Source organism: Pedobacter sp. JY14-1, assembly GCF_029269825.1.
Classification (GTDB): domain Bacteria; phylum Bacteroidota; class Bacteroidia; order Sphingobacteriales; family Sphingobacteriaceae; genus Pedobacter.
Map to the genome: position 1 here is coordinate 403,476 of NZ_JARJHU010000008.1, position 24,078 is coordinate 427,553.

The following is a 24,078-nucleotide window of genomic DNA, read 5'->3' on the forward strand; positions in this document are numbered from 1 at the left end:
GCATTAATTGGAAAATTTAAATAAACGGTAGGGTACGTTAGACTTCAATACAGTCCCCTCCAGGCCCCATGAACCATCTACGCGCAGTCCCATGTGGCTCAAAATATTGGCCGCAACATCGGTCAGACCAATGGGATAATAAGGATGACGCTCACTTGCGCTACCTACCAGTTCGCCGTTGTTATTTTTACCACTATAGTCTTTCACAACGGTACCGCGCACATCGTCCATTTTGAGGTATAAGTTAAGCGAGGCCTTGTTGGGATGATCACTTGATTCAATGTTCCGCAGGTACATATATTTTTGGATGGTTTCAGTGGTGAGTACATCTGTCCAGATCCGTACCTCGTTATAGGAACCGGCCCAGTTAGGCGCTCCACCACTATACGTTTGTGTACCATCCTGGCCCAGGCATAAATAGTCATAAGGCGATGCCATAACATCAGTAGCCTTATAAGTAAGTACAGATTCATTGACCTTAACACCATCCTGATAAACGGCGCAGGTGCGCGTTTTATCAAAGGTAACGGCCAGATGATGCCAGTTACCATCCTCTAACACTTTAGATGAACCAATATCGTAGCGCTGTGAAGCCTGGTTGGCAATGTTTATTTTCCACGTATTGCCACTGCGACAAATGGTGAAACCAGGCAAACCACCTGAATCCCAGTTTTTATCACCAATAATAGATGGATCGCTCGAATTGGCCCCGGCTTTAACCCAGGTTTCAATAGTGAACTTGCTCATACCCTGTAAAGCAGTGCCCTTAATCGGAACGCGCACATAAGTGCGGTCGCCTGATGGCGCTTTATTCAGGGTGAGTATGTTATCGGCGCCTTCGCGGGGCGCTAATGAGGTTCCGACTAATTCTTTGTTATCTAATTCAGCTCCCGAAAGGATAATGGGTACATTGATTTCCTCAGGCGAAGTGCTTTGGGGCACGCCTGATTCTGTACCGCCGTGCGTAGATACAAAGAATATGTTCCAGTCTTCATTGGTGTAAGCCGGTCTGGAAGTGATTGCTGCGTTCAAGCCGGCGACATACTCATCTATTTTCTGGATGGCCAGCACATAACTGGCCTGACGAAGCTGGTAGCCAGATGCATTACCAACATCTGCCGGACTGCTGAACTGCACAAAAACAGCACCCATATTCGCCTCTTTCAAAAGCGCAACTGATTTCGTATAAACCTCTTCGTCTGTGTTATACTGGAACTTTTGATCTGCAGACTGATTGAGCAATGTATTGATCTCCGCTGTCCGGACCACTGAAGCCACAACAGTAGCAGGAGCACCCGCTTTGATGCGGCTGACCACCGAGGGGTATTGTGTGAATTTGTTTCCGTTAAAAGTTTTATCCTGTGTAACGCCATGTTTACCTGCAGATACGCCGGTAAGCAAAGTAGCCCAACCCGAGCTGCCATAGGCCGGTACACCGCCATAACCATTCATACTATAGGAAGCATCAGCGGTTATTTTATCAATGCCGGGAGTGTTCGCATAATCAATGGCTGTGTTGATGATGCCGTCCACTCCGATCACCAGTATTTTCTTTGCTTTAGCTTGCGCGAATGCGCCGTTAGTGCTGACCAAAAGCAGCACCAGTACCAAGCCGTAAAATTTTGAAATGCTTTTCATATTGCTCATCATTTATAAAGTCTGACCACATAACTGCCCGGAAGCCCTATCACAAAATTGAAGTTCTCGCTGACATAGCTCACCGCGCCAGTGGTAGGATTAACCACGCGCCATGTACAGGTCGTGTTCGCTTCTTTAACCGGGAAATTTACATTCCATATCTCGCCGTCATTGGCATCGTCAACGAATGTGCCTTTGAAACCTGCACTACGGTCTTTTGTGAAGTCAATCTGATCTCCGGAGAGGGGTACATTGTTCAGGTAGCCCACAAAACGTATCTGGTTGGGTGTGTCCCCCACCCGCTCTATCTCGGGTGCTTTAATCATACCAGAGGAAAAGCTCTTCACCTCATTTTCTTTGAATTCAATCACTAAAGCATCTTTAAGAACGCGCCCGCCTGAAGTATTTGAAACCCTGATATCAAAGTGATATTCGCCTGAAGGAATTTTGTTTCCCTCTAATATCTCTAACGTGCCGGTAAACGGGTTTATACTGACAGCTGGTGTCATCACCGTTTCGGTTTTCAGCTTTAGCTCTTCTTCACTTTCGTTGCCGACAATTGCTTGCTTATACCGTAACACAGGAATTTTCTCATCCAGTGCAGCTGTATTTCTGCCGCTTTGTTCCCGTACCGCCACAATCTCAAATGTTAGCGGTAGTGTGGATGTGGAAGCCTGGAAGTTGCCTATACTCTGCTGCAAGCCGGATGTCGCATATTGTTTTCTATTCTTGTAGTTGATGTCGGGAGCTAAACTGCCTTCCTGAGGTACTTTTTTGCAACTGCCGAGCAACAGCATCGTACACAGCGGCACTGCTACTATGGAAAGCCAGATTAACTTATTCTTATGTTTCATCGCTATAGCTTAATTAAATCCAAAAATGTGTGACTCTGATGCCAGTACATGCACGATACCGTTGGTTGAACGCAGGTCGGCTGTTGCAATCTGAACCGTTTTATATTGCTCTGCAGCGGTCGCGCTCGTGTTCAGCGAGAAGTTGACAAACTTAGCTCCCATGTTGACATTGCCCAGATAGTCTGTTGTGACTAAGTTGAAGCGCGCTTTTTTGCCGCCGCCTGTGGTGGCGTAACTATAAGTGGTAGCCAGATTATCCCGTAATATTTCCTGGTTAGGAATAATATAATCTTTCAGGATATGGGCGATCTCATCTTTGGTATCCTGCGGCAAGGCGTCCAGCGTAGCCGGTCTGTTTGCAGGATCAGGATACAGCAACTTGAAATAGTTGTTGATAGAATAATCTCTCGGGGCAAAAAAAGTATTGCCCTTTTGATTAACTGTTCCTTCCAGCCCGGTAAGTTTGATGAGCCTGGCCAGGGTATCAAAGCTGGCCGGGTTGTCCTGCAGGTACTGCATGGTGGTTACGCCCAGCTGACCTGTTGTATTCACCGGGCCGCCACCATCGGCAAAATAATTGTCCTTACAACCGGCTATAAAAACGGCTGCTATAAGTGCAATGGTTTTGATATACTTTATCATATTTAGTTCGCGTTTATTGGTTAAACTGCCAGTAATAGGTTTGTTCCATATTGGGGTTATTCGCAAATGCCTCATCACTTACCGGGAAGAAACCCGCACCGTCCTTTTCACCCTGCGCGGTGATGTAAGGATTAAATTCGTGCAGACGGCCTAAACGGACCAGATCATACACCCGGTGAAATTCGCCGATCAGTTCGCGGCGCCTTTCGGCCAGAACCTCTTCTATAACCACAGGTGCATCGTCACGGGTAAATACTGGTATCCCGGCGCGCTCGCGGATCTTGTTGAGGTTCGATAACGCTTCGGTAACATTTCCCGATCTGGCATCCGCTTCTGCTTTAAGCAACAACACATCTGCTAACCTGAAAATGGGCACAGGAGCATCCATCTGGTTGTAGGTACGGTCTTTTACCTTCCTGAACTTGGCGAACATGATGTCGCGTTCACCATTTTGTAACGGGTCGGGAAGTACCGGACGCAATTCACTGCCGCTCACCGAAAAATCAATACTTTGAAAAAATTCAGGCACGCGCTTATCCGATTTGTCGCGCGCATAATCCGGGAATATCTCCAGGATTTTCGACTTAGGCACTGCTAACGACAGGTTGGTTCTGTCTGTGTAAGGATTGGTCAGGTAGTAGGTCATGATGTGACCATAATAATTGGAATACTCGCCCTTCTTGGCATCATAGTACATCTCGAAAATGATTTCGTCTGACTCCCCCGTATCAAACAGCGCACGTAATTCATTCGCGGCAACTAACCTGAAAGTGTTTGAGTCCATGATCTGCTTGATGGCGGCTGAAGCCCCCTGATAGTCTTTTAGCCACATTAAAGCATGTGCTTTCAGTGCTAAAGCCGCGCCTTTTGTGCCCCTTGAAAACGACTCTTTCCGGGTGCCCTTATTCATCCAGGGTAAGTCTGGCAAAGCGATATCTACCTCACTTACGACCATCTTCAATACATCATTCAGCCTTGAGCGTCCAAGGGGCTGGACGTTACGGGCCTGCAGGTTGATGGGCACATCTCCCCAAATACGCGCCGCGTAAAAGTGAGATAAGGCACGTAAAAAACGTGCGTCTGCCAGCAATTGTGCTTTGCGCTCATCAGTTAAGCCGTTGGTAATTGCCGGAATCTTTTCAATGGCAAGGTTTGCCTGCTCAATCGCCCGGTAAAACAAACGCCAGTTGGTCATTGGCTCCAGTTCCGTCCGTGATATCAGATGGTTCTGAAAGCCCGCTGTCCAATCGCCGTCATTGTTTGGTGTAATCCAGTCGCCCGAGCGCGAATCGCCCCAAAAGTAATAATCACCCCATGAGCCGTTACGTGTTGTTGAAGGCGTATCGTCTTTAGTTAAGCCCGATAATGCCCTGCGAAAGATAGCAAATGCGGCAGCCACCGCACCCTCGGCATCTGCACCGGTGCGATAGGCCTGATCCTCAGTCACTGTATTGATAGGCTTTTCGTCCAGCCATTTTTTACAGCTTGTTCCTCCAAGCATTACGATAAGCAGGAACGTGGCAATTAGTCTATTTTTCATGTCTTTGTCGTTTATTTTTTTAATTCTATAAGCCTATAGAGACGCCGAACAGCCACATTCTTCGCATCGGGTAACCTCCCGAAAGGTCAAATCCGTCAACACTCACCAGTTCGGCATCAGGACCACTGTATTTCTGGAAAGTCACCACGTTGTCCATCGTGCAATACACGCGCATCCGGTCAAATGGAAGTTTTGGCATTAAGCTTTTTGTAAAATTGTAAGACAAAGTCGCCGCTTTGATCTTGAAGTAGGAACCATCTTCTATATACTCAGAATCGAGATTGATGATCTGTGACGCATCGCCCCAGGGGTTAAGTGTTGGATATTTAGCCTGATCACCACTCTTTTCCCAAATCGCATAGTTATCAAAATTTGGCATTGAGGCCTTGCCGGCAAAGTCTTTACCATACCTTAACCTGTTCAATAAAGTGGTGTTGACAATGTCACGGCCGATTACAAAAGTGGATACAATGTTTAAACCGAAACCTTTATAAGTGAAATCGTTGGTCCAGCCGCCAGTCCATTTTGGGTTAGGGTCGCCAGCGTAAACACGGTCGGACACATCTATCTTGTAATCGCCGTTCTGATCCTTGAATTTACGGTCGCCCACTCTGAGTGTCTTGCCTTGCAGGCCCAATAACTTAGCCCCTGTCTTCGGATTCACCGGAATTTCGCTCTCTGCCTGATAGATCCCTTCTGACTTGTAAAACAGGAAGCCATTTAATGGTGTACCTACACGGACGATTGATCCGAAATCCTGCCCGGATGTGCTGATTTTGATGATGTCCGCATTACCATCCGGCAGAGCAATTACCCTATTTTGGTTATAGGCGAAATTCAGATTCGTATTCCATAGAAACTTCTTGCTGATCGGAATATTAGTGTTCAGTGTAAATTCCAAACCACGGTTTAAAACGTCAGCCGCATTGCGGTAAACCTGGTTATAGCCTGATGTTGTAGGCAATGCAGTGGTAAGCAGCAAACCTTTGGTGTATTTTTGATAAGCATCAAAAATAAACTCGACGTTGTTGTTAAACATAGACAGGTCCAGGCCTATATTCCCCATCTGAGTTTTTACCCAGGTCAGATTCTCGTTTTTAAAACCATCATACCATATTGGTGTATACCCAGATATGCCGCCGTAAGCGATCTGCAGCAGAGAGCTATACTGGTCAAGTGTACCGCCATTCATAATACCAAGAGCGAGGTAGTCATTGTTCCAGGTCGTTCCTGTCAAGCCATAGCTTCCACGTATTTTAGCATTGTTTAACCAGGCCACATCTTTCAGGAAATCTTCCTTATTGAGGTTCCATCCGGCTGACACAGATGGAAATATTCCCCATCTGTTCGCTGCGCCGAACTTTGAGGAGCCATCTGTACGGATAGAAGCTCCTAAAAGGTATTTGTCATCAAAAGAATAATCAAAACGACTAAAGAAAGAGGCCAGCGTACTCGCAGTATAATTACTGGTTCCGATGGCATTACCTTTACCAAACAGTACAGATTGTGAAAGCGTCGGCGCACTGGTCACATTATTCACAGAAGTTATTTTTGATTCTACCCGCTCAGCACTTTGACCAATCAGCAAACTCAATTTATGGTCGCCAAAACGTGGGGCGTAAGTAAGCGTATTCTGGAACAGTAAATTGCGGTTCTCACCTGCACCGCTTTTAGCATCTGCCCGCAATGTACGGCGTGACATCGTATAGGAGTCCGTCATCTGGCGCAGATATTCTAGGCTCAGACTGGCTTTATAGCTCAAATCTTTTATGACATTCAGCGTAGCATCCGAACTAAAGCGTACCCTGTCATTCAGGTTGCTGGTACTGCCCGGCTGATATACTTCGGCACCGCTTACGATAGGATTTTCGGGAAGTGGTAGCAGCGACGAATAGCCTGTAGAAAGTGCATCTGGATTACGCCCCTGATCTGTACGTGAAATGGCCAGGGTATTATCAATGATTAACTTTTTACTGAGGGCATAAAATGTGGTACTGGCCAATGAACTGTAGCGCTTAAATCCTGTATTGAACAATATCCCTTTGTTGTCCATGTACCCTAAGCTGATGCTGTACTGACCAAAATCACCTGCGCCCCGGATGGAGCTGTTATAATCCTGCGTAACGGAAGTTTTATACAAATACCCCTGCCAGTCTGACGAATTGTTGTAAAAAGGATTGGTCACATCGGTATACATCGCCGGCATAAAAGTGCCATAAGGGGCATATAACTGATACAAACGGGCCACCTGTTCGCGCTCCTTTGGTCCTCCGGCAACATCCAGTAACTGCGGAACCAGGTTTACACCCGTGCGCAGGTTGAAGTTGATCTGCGGCTTGCCCACTTTACCCTTTTTTGTCGTGATGAGGATGACACCGTTTGCTGCCCTGGAACCATAAATAGCCGCGGCAGAAGCATCTTTTAAAACAACGACCTGTTCTATATCACTTGGATTGAGGTCGGCCAGTACATTGGTACTGGTGATGGAAAATTCATTGCTGGTTCTTGATATGATCGGCACCCCGTCCACCACATACAATGGCTCTGAGAGTGATGATGCATCATCACGGCTTACCGCAGCCAAACCACGGATGATGATGTTGGGCGTAGCACCCGGCTCACCCGAATTGAGCTGGATATTTACACCGGCTACACGGCCCTGCAATAAAGATTCAAAAGATTCGGCCGATTGCGCCTCGGTTATCTTATCCATTTTAACAGATGCCACCGAGCCGGTTATCTCCTGCCTTGACTGACTTTTATACCCTACTACCAGTACCTGTCCAAGTGTCTTGGTATCTTCAGAAAGACGTATCATCAAATCAGCAGCGGTTTTATAGACAACCGTGCGTGGTTGAAAACCAATGGAAGAACAAAGTATGGAGTCACCCAACCTTACCGTCAGGCTGTATCCACCAGATACATCTGTAAATGTGCCGTTTTGTGTGCCTTTTACTTTAACGGTAGCGCCAATAATGGCCCCTCCCTTTTCATCAACCACTTTACCGCGCACAACACGCTGTGCAAACAAGTACACAGGCATCATGATCACTGTAAAAAGGATACAAATTTTTTGTATTAGTGCCTTCATCATATGAATTATTTGGTAGACCAGTAGGTATTTTGTTTAAGTGAATTGCTGTTGACACTGCTTGCTGAAAGCGGCCAGTAAGCTGCTCCTTTCTGTACATCCTCTTCTGAGAATGCCGTTATAAAGGCAGGTACCTTACCAAATCGGATGAGGTCGAATACACGTTGTCCGGTACCGATCAGCATGCGTCTGCGCTCCTTTAATAAGGCATCAGCAAATGTGGCATCAGTGAGCGCATTGTAATTTTCCGTAGCACCTGCCGCAGCGCGGGTAAGGGATGTTTTAGCCTCATCAAGCCGGGCGGTACGCCATGCGGCCTCTGCGATAAGCAGGTTGATCTCACGCTTAGGCAGCAGTTCTAAAATAGTAGCGTCTTTTAAGATTAAAGTTGCCTTATTTTGGGTAGTGTTGATGTTGAACATGCTAGTACGCCGTGTATCGCCAGAAGGATAAATGGCATTCAACCTGTCAAGGCCCAGGCTCACCACCGCTGCACCGAGCGGTGCAGCAGGCAGTTCGGTACGCCTGTCCACGCCCGATGAAATACCAAAGCTGCTCAAACTGTCTGCAGGTACGTTATTGAAAGTGCCGGTAAGGTTTGTGTAGGCTTCCTGCGTTTTACCCAGCCATAACTGTTGCTGTGCAAGCAATGTTGTTATTGCGGATTTGCTGAAGCGAACATTGGTGATGGCAACGCTCTCAATGCCGTCATCGTTAAGCAACATCCACGGTAAAATGCCTTTAGCTTCTGTGGCAAACGTACTTGCCAGCGTAACCGCCTCCTGGTTGGTCAGCAGTTTACCCATATCGGTCTTTTCTGCCGAAGGTATACTACCCCATATACGGGCCAGATAGAAATATGCCGTCGATTTTAGTGCTAAGGCTTCTCCTTTATACAGGTTACGTTGGTACTTGGTCAGGAACCCGGAATTATTCACGACGTCCAGCAGCTCATTGGCGTCCCGGATCACATCATAAAAATATCCCCAATCGGTCAACTGTCTGACAAACCGGTTATCCGAGGTTAATTTTTGATCGAGTATCGTTTGCTGATAATCTACGGCTACCTGCAAATCGCCTGCACGCGCCTCACCATACCATAACCAGGCGTAATTCGCGGTGAGGGCCCTGCGCAGATCAACATAGCCCCCAATGACCGCCTGCTCTATTTTCTGTGCCGAATCATAGTATCCATTAACCACTGTTTTGTTGTCAGGCTCAATGGTCAGGCTATCCTTGCAGGACGGAAGTGCAAGCACAACCATGATGACAGGTATAAGTCTACAAAATTTCATATCGTTCAGTTTAAATCATCATTATTAAAGCACCAGCTTCAGACCCAATACCAATGAAGAAGGCAGTGGTGTACCGGTAAGCCCCAAATCTTTGCGGCGCACACCAGTAATATTTTCTTCAGGGTTCACGCCGCCGTATTTCGTTATCGTAATCAGATTATCGCCGCGTAAAAAGAGCTGGAGATCTTTGATCGCGACAACGCGTTTCAGGGCTGCGCCAAAGTGATAAGTCAGTGCTGCTTTATTCAGGCGGATGAAACTTAAATGCTCAACAGCACGGATGCCCTGATAGGTAGTGCGCCCGTTAACATCAGTGCTGCTGTAGTAATAAGGTGTTTCGGTAGCCTTAACCGGGAAGGTATTGCCCACAAGGTCTGCATAGTAGTTACTGTTGAAAGACTCGGCAACCACTTTGCCACCCCAGGCGTAGCTGGCTGTGAAGCTTGCCGAAATATTTTTGTACCTGATGGTGTTATTTAAGCCACCGAAAGCCTCAGGTTCACTATTACCGATCACCTTAACTTTACCAGCCTCATAGGCGGTAAGTGAAGTTACGGCATCTCCTTTTGATAAGTTGCCTAAGTAAGCTATGCTTGTATTATTGATTGCTGCAGGTAACGTGTTTACTTTATTTTGATAAGCAGCGATGTTGAAGTTGGTGATCCAGCTAAAGTTTCTTGCATCAAACCATTTACCCGCTAAGCCCAGTTCAAAACCTGAAAGACCCAGGGATCCGCCGGTTTCAAATACATAGTCGACACCCCTGATATTGGGCTGGTATCTTTGGTAGGTAAAGTTCTTATAGTCTTTATTGAAATAGTTTATCGCAATGTTCAGCCGCGGGAGCACCCGGAAAGCCAGGCCCAAATCCAACTGGTAAACATCCACACTCTTAGCGTCGGCAAAAGCAGGGTAGAGCATCCCGATACCCAATTCATTACCGCCAAAGTAATCGCCATACGCGCTCAACTGACCACGATAAACATCCGGACGACTTAGCATACCTGTTTTGCCATAGGCAACTTCAGCTTTTACAGGCACGTTCAAGATGCGTTTCAGATCATAGTGTACGCCAATTGAGGGATACAACGCCCATTTATCCTGATAGAGCGAACTGCCATCCGCACGCAATACCATATTGACGTCCAGATCTTCTTTATAATTCCACTGCCATGTTCCATAAAATGAGACGATCTTCTCGACATCATGGTTTGAAAAAGCATTGGTTTGACTGGCATTATAACCGGTTACGACCTTGACAAAATCCGAACCGCCGCTTTCCAAACTACGCGAACCGTCAACGGAAGTGAGCCTGTCATCATTAGTCCTCAACTCATTGCCAATCGTCATGTTCAGCTTCAGATCATCGCCAAAGCTATGCAGGTAATCTAACGAGGTCTTTAGCGTAATCAGTTGTCTTTTCAGCGTTGCACTTAATGAGTAAATCTTACCACCCAATATATCAGAAGGTACATAGGCGTCTCTGCTTGATGCATCGTAGGACAGCGACGCTACGGAACTGAGCTTGAATGCATCATTGAAAACATAGGCCAAACGCATCGATGAAAGCACAGCTACATTCCGGTTCTTGTCCATCATAAAACCTTCGTCATTGACCACCGGTAATAACATCTCTCGGTTAAACTCACCTGCATACCGGCCATTACGATTGGCCAGTGCAAAGTTGTTATAGAAGTGGGCTGAGAACTTCTTTGTTATATTATACCTGGCATTCAGGAACAATGACTGACGGCCAAAGTCGGTACCTTTGATGTATCCTTTATCCTGATGGTTGGTAAGCCCGAAAAGGTATGAGCCATAGTCCCCGCTTCCATCAACGATAAGATTTTGCGCATTTATAAAACCGCCATCGCCATAGACCGCGTGCCGTGCTCCGGTATTAAAATTGTAAAAGGCGTCCTTACCGGAGTCCATATTCTGCAGGAAATTGGCACCTGCGAATGCATTTGCATTGACGTGAATGGCGCCCGGCTTCCCCTCTTTCACCACAATATTTATCGCACCGTTGGGAGCTTGTACACCATAGGCAGCAAGGCGGTCTATTTCCCTGATCACTTCAATACGATCTATCTGGTCGGCTGTGTAGTAACTTAAGGGATTAAGACCGTTGATGTCAGAGGGGCTCGCGATCAGCGGCACGCCGTTAACCAATATCAGTGGCATTGTTGATTTGCTGGTGGGATCCAGGCTTAAACCCCGAAGATTAATCACAGCCTGGGCACCGGGCGTACCAGACCAGTTCTTAATCCTCAGGCCCGCGATGTTACCCGAAAGGATATTTTCAATGCCACCCCTGTTAGCTGTCACTACGCTGTCTGCTTTCAGCGTATCCTGGGCATATATATCTGCCGCCATTCCCAGGAAGGCGATGAAGAGGAATATTGGTCTCCAAATAATTACCGGCGATAACTTCATATAGATTGTTTAAAATGTTTATCCTAATTCCATACACTTCGCAGAAGGTGCAAATCCAGATTGCCTGTTCACAACGTCACTAACTTTCCCTCTTTAAAAGTTAAGCAATACTAAACAAAGTTTATTAAGATAAGGGGCGTACAAGATTAACGAATTGTGAAAACCGCGCCTCTTTGAGTACCAAATGTTAAATAATATTTACCAGCGCCACGTATGCAGGATTCGGCCTGAGCGATATCTCTGAATAAGCTTAGCCGGTGTAATAAGCAGTATTTAGAAAAAAAAGCCTGTTCCTCATCGGAACAGGCCTTATATGCACCATCGAGCATATCGATCTGGCACCACATATATCAAAACCTAATAATATCAGTTGATACGCTCCTCTTTTAATGGACTAATTTTAACAGATTTAAACCTGGCTTCGCCGTGCTTGGCATAAAACCAAAGCATCCTGCCTTTTTGCTCCGGCGTGCGGTTAATGATGCAGCGGCGTCCGCCTATAGAGACATCAATGATGTCGTCTTTCATAATGATGTCGACTTTAACCGGCTTGTCCAGATCTTCTACCGCCCTGATCATCGTATTGCCCAGGCTAACCGTGCGGCTGTTCGGTGAGAAATTGAGGCGGTAGCCAGACTCCGCCCTTTCATTTGCCCTTAGATAGAGACCGTACTCGTCGATGGAGCCCGCGGGTTCTATCTCCAGGGTGATACGGCAATTGAGCGGGATGGCTTCAGCATGGGCGGCGCCAATGCCATTGGGTGCCTTGATGTTCAGCCCGTCCGCACCCGCAGCGGTGGCATACAGATCAGGAACCGGTTTCAAAGGGATCGCCGCCAGCGTTTCCGGTAGCATTTCGGCAGGGAATTTTGCGCTCAGCGTGCCGTCTGCTTCCTGGCTGAGCTCACGAAAGACCAAATTACCTCCGAACCGCTCCCCGTTGTTGTCCTTATCCTGGTCGCGTGAAGGTATCCAGCCGGAAGCGATACGCCTGTCGTCCCTGAACCCGGCGGTCTTGACCACATTGGTCCAGGATTCATTGATCGCCTGGTAGCGCGGCTCTTCCCAGGGTCCGTAAGGACTCTTTGATTTGATGTAGAATGTGTCACCGTTATCTCCGTATACCAGGTAATACCAGCCCTTCCAGAAAAAATAATCCGGACACTCCGGCACGGAGGACTGGCCGGTAAGCACCGGATCCAGTACTTTCCAGTCCTTGAGATCCTTTGACACCAGGTGTACCAATGCGCCACCGGCATGGCGCAGCACGGAGCTTTCCTGCCAGCTGGAAACGAAGAGGTGAAACTCCCCGGTTTTTTCATCAACAAACACCTTAGGATCACGGAAATCGCGTTTGCTGTAGCCGGGTGCAGAAGTATAGAAAGGGTTGGGTTTCTGCTTATCGAAATGAATGCCGTCTTTGCTGATCGCGTAACTCAACTGTTCGTTGACCTGGCCTTCCTTATTGATGAGCCGGGTCGCGTAAAACGCGTAATAGAGGTTTTTGTAGAAAACTATCGACCCGGTGCAGATGGATTTCTCCCATTCCTCGTCAATCCCAATGACCACCGGTTCCTGTTTCCAGGTTTTGAGATCGGTCGTTTTGCTGAGCGCCCACTGGTGCCCGCCCAGCCCGTTCAGACTGGCATGGTGCGCCGAATCTAACAGCCAGTAAAGCGAGTAAGTGCCTTTGTGGAAGAAGGGCATGCAATCGCCGACAAAAAGATTGCCCTTCGGCCGCCAGTACTGCAGGTTTCCGGTGCTTTGGATGGTGGGGTCGTAACGGACACCCAGTTGCGCCTGCAACGAAATGCCGCAGCAGAGCAGAAATAAAAATATCAGGCTTTTTTTCATTACCCTCAATATCGCAATTTATTGCCACAATATATGCGGCGGCACCGCCCATAGGTTTTCACCAAAGGGGACAACCTCTTTACCAGTGTACAGCACAAATCCGGCACGGAAATCCTTGCCTGTCGACGCTGCCAATACATTAATTCCTTTGAAATCGTTTTTATCCACAGATTCTGACCGCTTTACCTCTATTGCAAATATAGACCCGTCGAGTCGCTCCAGAACAAAATCAACCTTCTTTCCATCACTTGTCCGGAAATGAAACAGACTTGCCCGGGTTTCACCGAAACTAAGTTGTTTTATGAGTTCTGTGGCCACATAATTTCCCAGGATGTGCCCGAAAATTTCCGGTCGTCCTTTCTCTGCGTCTTCCAGGGTAAGGCCTAGTAAATAACACAGCATCGATGTATCGGTTAGGTAATTCTTGGGGGACTTCACCAGTCATCCGGCCCACCCTCAACTCTATCGGGCACTTTACTTTCGTCAAGCGTCCGGCAGATATTTTAATTACTTTTAAAGATTCTTAACGTTTGTACAACCAAGCGTTTTAAAACTTCGTATATACAAGTCATTTTCTAACCAGATGCAAATTATAACTAAACCGCTTGTAAGTCTTACATGCCAGCCGAAGGCGTATTTATTACGGGATATTATGTATTATCAGGAAGATTTTTACCTCCCGGACTTCATAGGTCCGTTGCATAGGATCTTCTGCGGAGGTCATAGATTATTGGATGGAGACCTATACGATTATGCCATAGAGACCACATGTGAATTTTTGGATATTTTCTCCAGGCTGATGAACAATAGATCACCGACCGACAGATCGGACCTCGAAAATCACCTGACACATTACATAGATGAGGGCCAGCTTTTATTTGATGAGCCTATATATACCGCTATTTTCCGTATTCTTAGAAAAAGAAACGTCTCATTCGAATACGCAAGTAAAAAGCATGGAAAGACAAATGTATACCTGCAAAAAGCGGATAGATTGGTAAACATGCTCATCATTTATAAAGACAACCATGCCTTGCCCGAGGGAAAGATTGATGAATACGTCGAACTTGAAAAACTCGATCTCCCGGAAATCCAAAAATGCATTCAGGAACACCTGCTGTTCTCTGCCATAAACGATCTGGCTCCCTGCAAATTGCTTTCGGCCTATTTCAGTACACACCTGCAGCTACCGGAAACGACCAGTATTTAGAAATCACGCTGCAGCACAATGATTGCGCTTTCCACTGTAAAATTCAGTTTATGCATGAAATGGTCTACGTCCAGTTTCTTATCACCGAGGAATTGGATAAGATCTTTAAAACATACCATTCCAATACACTTTCCGTTATCGTAAACCGGAAGTTCAAACTCCCTTGAATTGAGCATGACTTCCAATGCAGTGACCACCAGGGTTTCTGCGTCTATTTTAGGCTGGCCTTCCCGGGGTTCATACTGTACATGGCCTAGACGGATATGTGACTTAATCATTTAATTCAGAGGTAGTTAAAGAGGAGATATAATAAGTGAGCGTATCATTTAGTTATTTTAGTGCAAGTCAAATCTAACAAAAAATTAAATCAAAGCAATGTTTGGCAAAAATATTGCTAAACTAGCCTGCACCTACTTATGATTAAATGAGTTATCTAGATTACAACTGCCGCAAATGCGGTACGCAGTTCCATTATCAGGTCCCCAGGGGATTTGTACTTAAAAACTTGTTGGGTTTTATTCCTTTAAGGGTTTTCTTTTGCCCTAAATGCGTCACCAACCGGTATGTCCTGGTTTCTAAACCCAAAACAATGACGGAAAACAACAGATTAGAGAACGCGGCTTAACTTACAGCCGGGCATCTGCCAGACCTCTTTCCAGGCAGGATTTCGTATCGAATATAACAGCGCCTGCTGTTCTGAAAGCCTGATAATTGAGCTCTTTAAACTGGTGATGGGCAACCGCCAATATCACCGCTTTATATACACCGGTGTCCAGATTGCTGATCAGTCTGATATCGTATTCTTTATCAACTTGCTCGGGATTAACCCAGGGATCGTATACATCTACCTGCAAACCATACTGGCTAAGCTCATGATAAATATCGATTACGCGTGTATTACGTATATCAGGACAATTCTCTTTAAAGGTAAACCCCAGTATGAGCGCCCGTTCTCCGTTGACCGCATGTTTCCTGGCCAGCATGAGCTTAACTACTTTGCTGGCTATAAAAATGCCCATTTGCTCGTTTACATTTCGCCCCGAAAGGATCACTTGGGGCTGATAGCCCAGTAACCGCGCCTTATAGGTCAGGTAATAGGGATCCACACCGATGCAATGCCCACCTACCAGGCCGGGCGTATATTTCAGAAAATTCCACTTGGTAGCCGCAGCTTCCAGTACATCGGCAGTATCTACGCCCATTTTATCGAACATCAATGCCAGTTCGTTGACAAAAGAGATGTTAACGTCCCTTTGCGCATTTTCGATGGCTTTAGAGGCCTCTGCTACTTTAATACTCGGTGCAAGATGAGTACCGGCAGTAATGATGCGCTGATAAAGCCGGTTGATCACATCAGCTGATTCCGGCGTAGAACCAGAAGTTACTTTCTTTATTTTGGTAAGGGTATTCACCTTATCTCCCGGATTGATCCTTTCAGGAGAATAGCCGCAAAAAAAATCTATGTTATACTTCAGGCCCGAAGTGCGTTCAAGTACAGGTACACAGTCTTCTTCTGTACAACCGGGGTAAACTGTAGATTCATAAATGACCATATCCCCTTTCCTTAAGACCTTTCCCACAGTTGCCGTTGCTTCCAGTAAGGCTTTGAGATCGGGCATCTTATTAAGATCTACAGGAGTGGGTACGGTAACAATATAAATATTGGCACCTTCAATGGATAAAGGATCGCTGCTCAACAGCAAGTTTCCGTTTTCGATGACTTCCTTCAGCTGCGTGAGATCCGCCTCAAGCGTAGTATCAACCAGTTGGTTCAGTCCCTGAATACGCTGCGGCTGTATATCGTAACCGGTTACCGGGTAATATCTGGCAAATTCAATCGCGAGGGGCAACCCTACGTAACCTAAACCAATCACAGCTATTTTCGCAGTTTCTAAGGTCATTTGGACAATTATTTCCGCTAAAATAGAACAAATAAGACGAATCTGCTTATTTCAACACTTGTTCAAAATGTTCAGTGAATATATTGAATAAAATGTAACAATTTTTTTGCTTTTATTCCAACTTTATGCTGATCTTTACACCACACACACAACTACCTAAATGAAAAATAAACGGGCCAAATTAATACCGTCATCCTATTGACGAAAAAGTTGTTTATTTTTTATACAGAGCCGTGCAAAAAGAAGAATTGAATTGGCTGGATAAGGTGAAAACCTACAGTCATTGTCCAAAATGTAAAAAGGGATTGCTGGATACCCGTGTGCCCCGGGCCCCGCTTGTGAAACTATTGTTTTTCTGGAAAGACCTGAAACGTTACCGCTGTAACAACTGTGGAGCGAAAGTATATGTGAGCGCCTCTCAATAGGCGCATTTGCTGCAGCTTCTATTTTCTGCGTGACATCAATTTGATTAACGATCACGCACGAACAACTCGCAGGCGATCTCCGAACTCCCGGTTGGCAATACAGACTGTTAATGTCAGAGGAAATCATTTGATCTGATTAAAAACTTGATCTTACTTGCCTGCGAAAGTGACGACGATCAGTATTACCGCAGAAATCTACCAGTGGTTCAAGTGCCCGGGCCGCATCTGCGGCGCTTGCGATATGTGTGATGCCCGCCACATTCAATGTACTTGCCGAAACCAGCAGAATGCACCAGGTAGTGATTTCGGATACGACCATACCAATTGCATTGTCCAGGCGCATCACACTAATGTGCTTCTTCAGGCGCAGTCCGCTGGGGGGTTTCGCCTCATCTCGTCGCGTTTCCTCTTCTACTACCTGTGAAGACTGCCAAAAAACATGTAGGGCAAAATGGTCGTCCCAAAAACACCGACGATGATAAAAAAATAAGCCCGTCTGAATTCGATCTTCGGCACTATACTTTCATACATCACCTCCCCAGGGGATATCAATGATGAGCAACGTTGCGGGATAGGCCAGCAGGAACAGTGCAAGCCATTTTAACACTCTTGTATATAACCGATAGCTCGAGAAATTTCGAGTACAAGGATAGCTACGGTAAACAGGAGGGTAAGTACCGTCAGGGGCAATGGCATAAGTAAGCCGGCGGCCGCCGCCATGGCGCCAATGTCCGCACCGATGTTGATGGTATTGGCGACAACGACCAGCATTGTAGACAGGTACAGGATTCGCTTTGGGTAATGGTCACGGATAATAGGATTTTGCTTAGCCGGCCCGTATTTTTCTTAGCCATTATCATTGATTTTCAACGCAAAGTAGTTTCTGCCTTCCTGAAAACAGATGATCACGATCACCTATAAGGCAAACGAATGTCACGCATCGTTCAGCTCACATCAGCGATTTTTACCCCTTCAAGATTACTCCGATGACCATTGTAACCATTACATTCAAACAAGCCTTTGCACCAAAAGCTCGGTTGCGCATCTACTGCCGTTGATACAAGCTTAAAGGAGTCCCCAGCCGGGATACCATTTGACAACAGTCACATCCTAACATGATGATTATCACTTATATGCAATTGATCTCCGCTTAGTTTTGAAGTATCAACCAACAATAATTATGAAAGCAATCATCTACAGCAGCAAAAAGGAAGAAAAGGAACCCTTTATCAGGGCAAATGCGGACAGGCATGAACTGACCTGGAATTCAGCTACCCTCGATACAAACTCCGTTCACTACGCTGCAGGCCACCAGGCCGTCATCGTGTTTACCAATGACGACCTTTCCTGTGCGGTAATCGCGAACCTGGCGAAACTTGGCGTCCGCTATATACTGACAAGATCATCGGGGACCGACCACATAGACCTCAAGGCTGCTGAAAAACATCATATTGCTGTTAAAAACATTCCGGGTTACAGCCCTTATGCGGTTGCCGAACATGCATTGATGTTAACCCTGGCGCTAAACAGGCATCTGGCCAAATCGCTCAGCAAGACCAGGGATTATGATTTTACCCTTGATGGCCTGACAGGTTTCAATATCCATGGAAAAACGGTTGGCATCATCGGCCTGGGCCATATCGGAAAAGTAACAGCCGCGATCTTTCAGGGATTCGGCTGTAATGTCATCAGTTATGATACGGACCCTGAACAGGACTGCCCGGGAGTAAACCAGGTATCCCTTAACTATCTGTATGAAAACAGTGACATCATCTCACTTCACGCCCCGCTGAACGAACATACCCGTTACATGATCAGTCATGAAGCGATCGGGCAAATGAAAAGCGGGGTAATGCTGATCAACACTGCCAGAGGTGCACTGGTCAATACTGCCGAACTGATCACCGCACTGGACGCCGGCAAGATCGGGTATTATGGCGCCGATGTTTACGAGTTTGAGGATGGGATCTTTTTCGGGGACCATGAAGCTGACCAGACAAGGGATGCGGTGCTTTCCAAACTCATGAACCACGACCGGGCGCTGATCACTCCGCACCAGGCTTTCATGACGGTCGAAGCCCTGGAGGATATTGCCCGGCAATCCATTGCCATACTTGAACAGTGGAACAAATCTTTTACCGGGACAGAAGTGTCTGAAACTGCGGTTGCAAACAAACATTAAGGCCATGAAAAAGCTACTGACCCTGCTGTTAACCCTACTTATACTCAGCTCCTGCGCCCAGGCGCAGGAACGGGATATCACCGCCGAACTGTCCCGCCAGCTGGCGTCGGGCTCCGCTGAACTCGGCTTGCATTTCCCTTTATCGGTAAAGCGGCTTTATGCCGGCAACGGAAGTCAGCCCATCTGGATTAAACCTCAGGCTGACATGGGCAAAACCTGGCAAGCCATGCTGCTGATCGACTGTGTACTGCAATTCGGCCTGGCACATGCTGATTATCATCCTTACGAGCTTTCTTACGATACTTTGCACACCCTGCTGGAAAAGCCAGGTGAACTCGGGCCGGATATAGCTGCCAGATTTGATATCGTGCTGTCGGATGCACTGATTACTTTCATTAACCACCTGCACTACGGAAAATTTAACCCGGAATTTACTTCCGAGCGTATTGACGACGGCAGGGACCTGCCATTCCATGCAGACCGCTTTTTAATTGAAGCGTATAAGCACCAGGACTTGATGCCGGTAATCACCTCCGTACAGCCAAAAACCAAAGCTTACCAGGAACTGCAGGAATACATGCGGCTGGTGAAGGGCCAGTACACAGGCGACTGCTATGAGGTGCCCGAGGCGGATGTGCGTCTGGCCGCCATTAATATGGAACGGCTGCGCTGGGAAAATTTCGGCCCCGGACCTTATCTGCACATCAACATCCCCTCTTATACGCTCAAATTGCATGAACCTGACTCCATGTACACCTTCAAGGTCATTGTCGGTAAGCCAGATCACCCCACCCCGGTCTTGTCCAGTGCTATCGGTTATTTTACTACTGCTCCGGACTGGAATGTACCGCACCGGATATTCATCCGTGAGCTGTTGCCCAAAGCCCTCGCAGACACCCGGTATTTTGAAACGCACAATTATTCGCTGTACAATAAGAACGGAGAATATATACCTGTCAACAGTCTCGTAATCAAGGATATCAAACGCAATCCCTCGCTTTACCAGCTAAGACAGTCGTCAGGTTGCGACAATGCCCTGGGACAAGTGGTCTTCCGGTTTCCCAATAACTTCGATGTTTATCTGCACGACAGTCCCGACCAGAAGCTTTTTGACCGCCGGATCAGGTCGTTAAGCCACGGCTGTATCCGGGTGCAAAAGGCAGTAGCGCTTGCAGAACTGCTGCTGAAGTACGACGGGGCATCCGATCAGATACCCTTGATGCACCGCAATGTCAAACGCTACCTGAGGTCTGATTTCCGGCTCAGAAAACCGGTGCCGGTCCGGGTAACTTACCTGACCTGTGCAGTTGAGGAGGGCCGGCTGGAACGCTATAAGGACATCTACCAGTTGGACCGTCAACTGGAAGCCAGGCTATATAACCTCACCGGCCAACTGGCCTCGACTTCTCACACCGCCATGTGAACATACCTTGGCTCATTTTTCCGGAAAAGACAGCCGTCACCTTTCGATTTGATCAAGCTGTTGCCTAAAAATCAGACGGCTGTTCAAAGCGTCCTGATTTTTGAGTGATATTGATACGATAAATGATGATTTCCTTATTTGCAAGATCCGTTTCACTGGAGACGATTCCATGTGAAGGATGGTGTGACGGAGCTGTGTTCAGCGGCATCAGCCGGTGAATGATCCCCTGCATGGCCTGTTGTTTTTTAGCGGGGTCTGTCAGTTCTTCGAATGTACCCCATATGATCGCACTCTTCCAGTTGAAAACACTGATGACTTCGTCTACCTGAAAGCAGACCAAGGGATTTTTGCGCATGGCATCTATTTTATTGCCCGGACCTGAATGTGCATAAATTGCCGCATCCCTATAGACATAATTGATCGGGACGATGTATGGCTGATCATTAAGCACACAGCCTAGCCGGCCGGTAACCTGGCTGGTTAGCAGCCTGTCAATTTCCTTTGTAGTAAGTGTTCCTAACATGAGCTGGAGTTTTAATAAAGATAACCCCGTCCTGTACCTGTCTGGAGTGACGGAGATCACATAAACGTACTGATTATCATCACATGCTTTCGGGCGATGCCAAATCCTCCATAGAAGATCTTCAGGACTTATGCCGACATTAGCGCCCGGACAGAACTTAACTAAACCTAAACAATATCATCTTAATTGCAGTTGTCTCTCAAAAGGTAATTGTATGGGTAAAAATAAAATCACTTTAAAAGGCATCTGGCAGGTATTAAAAGACTCATTTTCCGGGTTTTCCGATCACAAGGTTACTAAGTTGAGCGGCTCCCTGGCCTATTATACCGTGTTTTCTATGGCCCCTTTGCTGGTCGTGATCATCTCGCTGTGCGGCTTGTTCCTCGGCCAGGAAGCTGCCCAGGGCGAAATTTACAGGCAACTTGAAGGCTTCCTGGGGCCAGATACCGCACTGACCATGCAAGACCTTATCCGTAAAGCGTCAATCGGTGATAAGGGTGTTGTCGCCTTCATTATCGGCATCGTTACCTTGCTTGTAGGCGCTACCACCGTTTTCAGCGATATTCAGGATTCCATAAACATGATCTGGGGCCTCAAGCCGAAGCCCAAACGTGGCTGGCTGAAGTTATTAAAAAACCGGTTTCTGTCCTTTTCTGTCATCATCAGCCTGGGCTTTGTGCTGCTGGTTTCTCTGGGTATAAACACCCTTCTCGATGCATTCAGTGAGATGCTGAAGGCCAAATACGCAGACATCTCCGTTGTGGTCTTCTATATAATCAATATGGTGGTTACGTTGCTGGTCATCTCGTTGATATTTGGGGTCATTTATAAAGTATTGCCCGACGCGATCATCAAATGGAAGGATGTTGCGCTTGGGGCAGTCGTAACGGCGATATTGTTTATGATCGGCAAGGTCGCCATATCGATATACATCGGCAAAAGCGATGTGGGCAGCACCTACGGTGCCGCAGGCTCGCTGGTCGTCGTCCTGCTATGGACCTATTATTCTTCCATTATCCTCTACTTCGGCGCTGAGTTTACCAAAGCCTTTGCCATGAAATACGGCGACGAAATCAAGCCTGCGCACTATGCGGTTACGACCAAGGAAGTCGAAGTTGAAACGGGGAACAGTTCTGTGCAGCAGACAGAAGGTACTGTTCCCGGGTCTACAAAGGCTGACACCAAATAAAAACCAAAATAAGATACCTGGATTGACCTGAAAGTGACCACCGCATAAACCATTTGGTATATCAAATGTTTATGAGGAACTTGCTTTCTCATGAACGGGCTAATTAAACTGAGGACGAAGTACCTGGAGCTTGTCCAATCAGAATCCAGATCGAATAAGGCGCGCATCAGGTTACTGATGAAGGTATCGCTTTCGTTTATTGGCCTTTCTTTGATCCATGTCGGCATCTTCATAGCCGAAGGCTGGTACTTACTCCTGCTCAGGTCGCTTGTGCTCATCGCCCTATTCTCCGTTGGTATTGGTGTACTGTATCTCCCGGGCAAATGGAAGATCACTGCCCACTTGCTGCTGACGACACTTTGCCTGCTGGTATGGACAAACATCGTTGTCTACTTTCAGGGAGTTAACGTGGTTACGCTTCAGTATGCCGTGATCGTCCTTTCCCTGAGCTTTTATACACTGGAAGAACGCTGGGGAACATTTTACTCCTTCTTTGTCATCCTGCCGATCGCCGTATCCATTATAGGTTTGGACAGAGCCGGCCCCAGTTTTCTGTTGAACCATCAATTTATCCATCATGGTGCATTCAGTATCGCACTGATATTTAACTTTGGCCTGCTCATCTTCATCCATTACTTCTACATTAAGGCCCTCCGAATGGCCTATGCGAAGGAAAAGCGACTAAAAGGAGAACTCAAAGAAGCGTTGGTCGCGGCGGAGGTTCTGGCTGAGGCAAAGACCAATTTCCTCTCAACGATGTCACACGAACTCAGGACACCGCTAAACGCGGTGATCGGGATATCGGATATCCTGATGAAGACCGGTCCCCGGGAGGACCAGTTGGAAAACATGCGGGTGCTCCGTTTCTCCGCGGACAACCTAATGGCCATCATCAATGACATTCTCGACTTTAACCGTCTGGATGCGGTTGGCGCGAAACTCGAGACTGAAGTCTTCGCACCTGCCGAAATGATCCGGAACTTATGTGGTACCTTCAGACCGAAATGCGACGAAAAGCATATCGCTTTTCATTGTAGTGTTGACGAGCGGATGGATCCCTTATGGATCAAAGGCGATAAGGTTAAATTGGTGCACATACTGTTTAACCTGGTTGGAAACTCAGTTAAATTCACCCATGAAGGCTTTATCAGCCTTTCGGCGGTGATAGGACAAAAAACCGACACCACAATTACCATACGATTTAGCATTACCGATTCGGGTATCGGCATTCCCGAAGACCGCCAGACCTCTATCTTTGATCCATTCGTTCAAGTGCAGCACAGGTCGAGGCGACATTATCACGGCACGGGGCTTGGACTAACGATTGCACACCGGCTGGTTTGCCTGCATGGAAGTGAACTTGTGCTGAAGAGTGTTGAAGGGCAAGGGACAAACTTTAGTTTTTCGATCAGCTACGAACTGGCAACACCACCGATTGTATCTCCGAAGGAGGACGGTGGTAAGGATAACTGGCCTGCTAAAGCACTTCAGGAGCTTAGGGTTCTTGTCGCAGAAGACGAGCTGGTCAACGTAATGATCATGAAAAAAGTGCTCGGTCTGTGGGGCATTACACCTGTGGTTGCCGGAAACGGCCAGGAAGCCCTGGCCGCTATGGAAAACGGCGATTTTGACGTTGTGCTCATGGACATCAACATGCCCGTCATGGATGGCTTTGAGGCTTCCAGGAGGATCCGCGAATTGACTGATCCGCGAAAAGCGTCGGTGCATATCATTGCGGTGACCGCCTCGATAGGCGCTTCAATGGACGGCCATGACAACAGCCGTTATCTTGACGATTTTATGCTGAAGCCTTTTAAGGCCGACGATCTTCAGGAAAGGTTAGAAGCGGTAGCCAAAAGAAATAAAAATTAAGGG

At 47.0% G+C, this 24,078-nt stretch carries 18 protein-coding genes; 5 read left to right on the plus strand and 13 right to left on the minus strand.

The genetic code is table 11. The annotated features are described in order from the left end of the window. Positions 1-3: 3 nt before the first annotated feature. The 9 genes from P2W84_RS15305 to P2W84_RS15345 all read right to left on the minus strand — a co-directional run bounded on the left by P2W84_RS15305 (position 4) and on the right by P2W84_RS15345 (position 13,788). Positions 4-1,638: a LamG-like jellyroll fold domain-containing protein gene (locus P2W84_RS15305; RefSeq protein WP_276091029.1), complete on the minus strand. Its 1,635-nt coding sequence runs from the start codon at positions 1,636-1,638 to the stop codon at positions 4-6. Positions 1,639-1,646: 8 nt separating this feature from the next. Continuing rightward, positions 1,647-2,492, minus strand: coding sequence for a DUF5007 domain-containing protein (locus P2W84_RS15310; RefSeq protein ID WP_276091030.1), 846 nt, complete (start codon positions 2,490-2,492; stop codon positions 1,647-1,649). Positions 2,493-2,501: 9 nt separating this feature from the next. Continuing rightward, positions 2,502-3,134, minus strand: coding sequence for a fasciclin domain-containing protein (locus P2W84_RS15315; RefSeq protein WP_276091031.1), 633 nt, complete (start codon positions 3,132-3,134; stop codon positions 2,502-2,504). 13 nt (positions 3,135-3,147) lie between these two features. Then, complete coding sequence (locus P2W84_RS15320) at positions 3,148-4,674, minus strand: RagB/SusD family nutrient uptake outer membrane protein (RefSeq protein WP_276091032.1); 1,527 nt, start codon at positions 4,672-4,674, stop codon at positions 3,148-3,150. A 25-nt stretch (positions 4,675-4,699) separates the two neighbouring features. Continuing rightward, positions 4,700-7,768 (minus strand): TonB-dependent receptor, encoded by a 3,069-nt coding sequence (locus P2W84_RS15325; protein ID WP_276091033.1) that lies wholly within the window; start codon positions 7,766-7,768, stop codon positions 4,700-4,702. Positions 7,769-7,773: 5 nt separating this feature from the next. Beyond that, positions 7,774-9,060, minus strand: coding sequence for a RagB/SusD family nutrient uptake outer membrane protein (locus tag P2W84_RS15330; protein ID WP_276091034.1), 1,287 nt, complete (start codon positions 9,058-9,060; stop codon positions 7,774-7,776). A 24-nt stretch (positions 9,061-9,084) separates the two neighbouring features. Next, on the minus strand, positions 9,085-11,496 hold the full coding sequence (locus tag P2W84_RS15335; RefSeq protein WP_276091035.1) for a TonB-dependent receptor plug domain-containing protein: 2,412 nt from the start codon (positions 11,494-11,496) through the stop codon (positions 9,085-9,087). Between the two features lie 366 nt (positions 11,497-11,862). Next, positions 11,863-13,350 carry a hypothetical protein gene (locus P2W84_RS15340; RefSeq protein WP_276091036.1) on the minus strand — a complete coding sequence of 496 codons (1,488 nt, stop codon included), beginning with the start codon at positions 13,348-13,350 and terminating at the stop codon, positions 11,863-11,865. Between the two features lie 18 nt (positions 13,351-13,368). Beyond that, positions 13,369-13,788 (minus strand): DUF4143 domain-containing protein, encoded by a 420-nt coding sequence (locus P2W84_RS15345; protein ID WP_276091037.1) that lies wholly within the window; start codon positions 13,786-13,788, stop codon positions 13,369-13,371. A 361-nt stretch (positions 13,789-14,149) separates the two neighbouring features. On the opposite strand from P2W84_RS15345, the gene P2W84_RS15350 reads away from it, so the two are divergent. Beyond that, on the plus strand, positions 14,150-14,560 hold the full coding sequence (locus tag P2W84_RS15350; protein ID WP_276091038.1) for a hypothetical protein: 411 nt from the start codon (positions 14,150-14,152) through the stop codon (positions 14,558-14,560). Here P2W84_RS15350 and P2W84_RS15355 read toward each other — a convergent pair. The 3 genes from P2W84_RS15355 to P2W84_RS15365 form a co-directional block, all read right to left on the minus strand. Next, positions 14,557-14,838, minus strand: a complete 282-nt coding sequence (locus P2W84_RS15355) for a CBS domain-containing protein (protein ID WP_276091039.1) — start codon at positions 14,836-14,838, stop codon at positions 14,557-14,559. The genes P2W84_RS15350 and P2W84_RS15355 overlap by 4 nt on opposite strands. Positions 14,839-15,186: 348 nt before the next feature. After that, on the minus strand, positions 15,187-16,461 hold the full coding sequence (locus P2W84_RS15360; protein ID WP_276091040.1) for a nucleotide sugar dehydrogenase: 1,275 nt from the start codon (positions 16,459-16,461) through the stop codon (positions 15,187-15,189). Positions 16,462-17,022: 561 nt separating this feature from the next. Continuing rightward, the gene (locus P2W84_RS15365) at positions 17,023-17,388 is read right to left on the minus strand and encodes a divalent metal cation transporter (protein WP_276091375.1); all 366 of its coding nucleotides are present in this window, start codon (positions 17,386-17,388) and stop codon (positions 17,023-17,025) included. Between the two features lie 678 nt (positions 17,389-18,066). Here P2W84_RS15365 and P2W84_RS15370 point away from each other — a divergent pair. Both P2W84_RS15370 and P2W84_RS15375 read left to right on the plus strand, forming a co-directional pair. Continuing rightward, positions 18,067-19,068, plus strand: a complete 1,002-nt coding sequence (locus P2W84_RS15370) for a 2-hydroxyacid dehydrogenase (protein ID WP_276091041.1) — start codon at positions 18,067-18,069, stop codon at positions 19,066-19,068. A 4-nt stretch (positions 19,069-19,072) separates the two neighbouring features. Then, positions 19,073-20,491: a L,D-transpeptidase family protein gene (locus P2W84_RS15375; RefSeq protein ID WP_276091042.1), complete on the plus strand. Its 1,419-nt coding sequence runs from the start codon at positions 19,073-19,075 to the stop codon at positions 20,489-20,491. A 64-nt stretch (positions 20,492-20,555) separates the two neighbouring features. Here the strand turns inward: P2W84_RS15375 and P2W84_RS15380 are convergent, their stop codons facing one another. After that, complete coding sequence (locus P2W84_RS15380) at positions 20,556-21,014, minus strand: pyridoxamine 5'-phosphate oxidase family protein (RefSeq protein ID WP_276091043.1); 459 nt, start codon at positions 21,012-21,014, stop codon at positions 20,556-20,558. A gap of 214 nt (positions 21,015-21,228) precedes the next feature. On the opposite strand from P2W84_RS15380, the gene P2W84_RS15385 reads away from it, so the two are divergent. Together P2W84_RS15385 and P2W84_RS15390 are read left to right on the plus strand one after the other, a co-directional pair. Continuing rightward, on the plus strand, positions 21,229-22,203 hold the full coding sequence (locus tag P2W84_RS15385; protein ID WP_276091044.1) for a YihY/virulence factor BrkB family protein: 975 nt from the start codon (positions 21,229-21,231) through the stop codon (positions 22,201-22,203). A 90-nt stretch (positions 22,204-22,293) separates the two neighbouring features. Next, positions 22,294-24,075: an ATP-binding protein gene (locus tag P2W84_RS15390; protein WP_276091045.1), complete on the plus strand. Its 1,782-nt coding sequence runs from the start codon at positions 22,294-22,296 to the stop codon at positions 24,073-24,075. Positions 24,076-24,078: the final 3 nt, after the last annotated feature.

What these genes read in the sequence shown, in the direction of transcription:
- P2W84_RS15305 (WP_276091029.1), bottom strand. Translation starts at nt 1,638, where the DNA reads ATGAAAAGCATTTCAAAATTTTACGGCTTGGTACTGGTGCTGCTTTTG.
- P2W84_RS15390 (WP_276091045.1), top strand. Translation starts at nt 22,294, where the DNA reads ATGAACGGGCTAATTAAACTGAGGACGAAGTACCTGGAGCTTGTCCAA.
- P2W84_RS15315 (WP_276091031.1), bottom strand. Translation starts at nt 3,134, where the DNA reads ATGATAAAGTATATCAAAACCATTGCACTTATAGCAGCCGTTTTTATA.
- P2W84_RS15355 (WP_276091039.1), bottom strand. Translation starts at nt 14,838, where the DNA reads ATGATTAAGTCACATATCCGTCTAGGCCATGTACAGTATGAACCCCGG.
- P2W84_RS15325 (WP_276091033.1), bottom strand. Translation starts at nt 7,768, where the DNA reads ATGATGAAGGCACTAATACAAAAAATTTGTATCCTTTTTACAGTGATC.
- P2W84_RS15350 (WP_276091038.1), top strand. Translation starts at nt 14,150, where the DNA reads ATGAACAATAGATCACCGACCGACAGATCGGACCTCGAAAATCACCTG.
- P2W84_RS15385 (WP_276091044.1), top strand. Translation starts at nt 21,229, where the DNA reads ATGGGTAAAAATAAAATCACTTTAAAAGGCATCTGGCAGGTATTAAAA.
- P2W84_RS15375 (WP_276091042.1), top strand. Translation starts at nt 19,073, where the DNA reads ATGAAAAAGCTACTGACCCTGCTGTTAACCCTACTTATACTCAGCTCC.
- P2W84_RS15330 (WP_276091034.1), bottom strand. Translation starts at nt 9,060, where the DNA reads ATGAAATTTTGTAGACTTATACCTGTCATCATGGTTGTGCTTGCACTT.
- P2W84_RS15335 (WP_276091035.1), bottom strand. Translation starts at nt 11,496, where the DNA reads ATGAAGTTATCGCCGGTAATTATTTGGAGACCAATATTCCTCTTCATC.
- P2W84_RS15320 (WP_276091032.1), bottom strand. Translation starts at nt 4,674, where the DNA reads ATGAAAAATAGACTAATTGCCACGTTCCTGCTTATCGTAATGCTTGGA.
- P2W84_RS15310 (WP_276091030.1), bottom strand. Translation starts at nt 2,492, where the DNA reads ATGAAACATAAGAATAAGTTAATCTGGCTTTCCATAGTAGCAGTGCCG.
- P2W84_RS15360 (WP_276091040.1), bottom strand. Translation starts at nt 16,461, where the DNA reads ATGACCTTAGAAACTGCGAAAATAGCTGTGATTGGTTTAGGTTACGTA.
- P2W84_RS15340 (WP_276091036.1), bottom strand. Translation starts at nt 13,350, where the DNA reads ATGAAAAAAAGCCTGATATTTTTATTTCTGCTCTGCTGCGGCATTTCG.
- P2W84_RS15380 (WP_276091043.1), bottom strand. Translation starts at nt 21,014, where the DNA reads ATGTTAGGAACACTTACTACAAAGGAAATTGACAGGCTGCTAACCAGC.
- P2W84_RS15370 (WP_276091041.1), top strand. Translation starts at nt 18,067, where the DNA reads ATGAAAGCAATCATCTACAGCAGCAAAAAGGAAGAAAAGGAACCCTTT.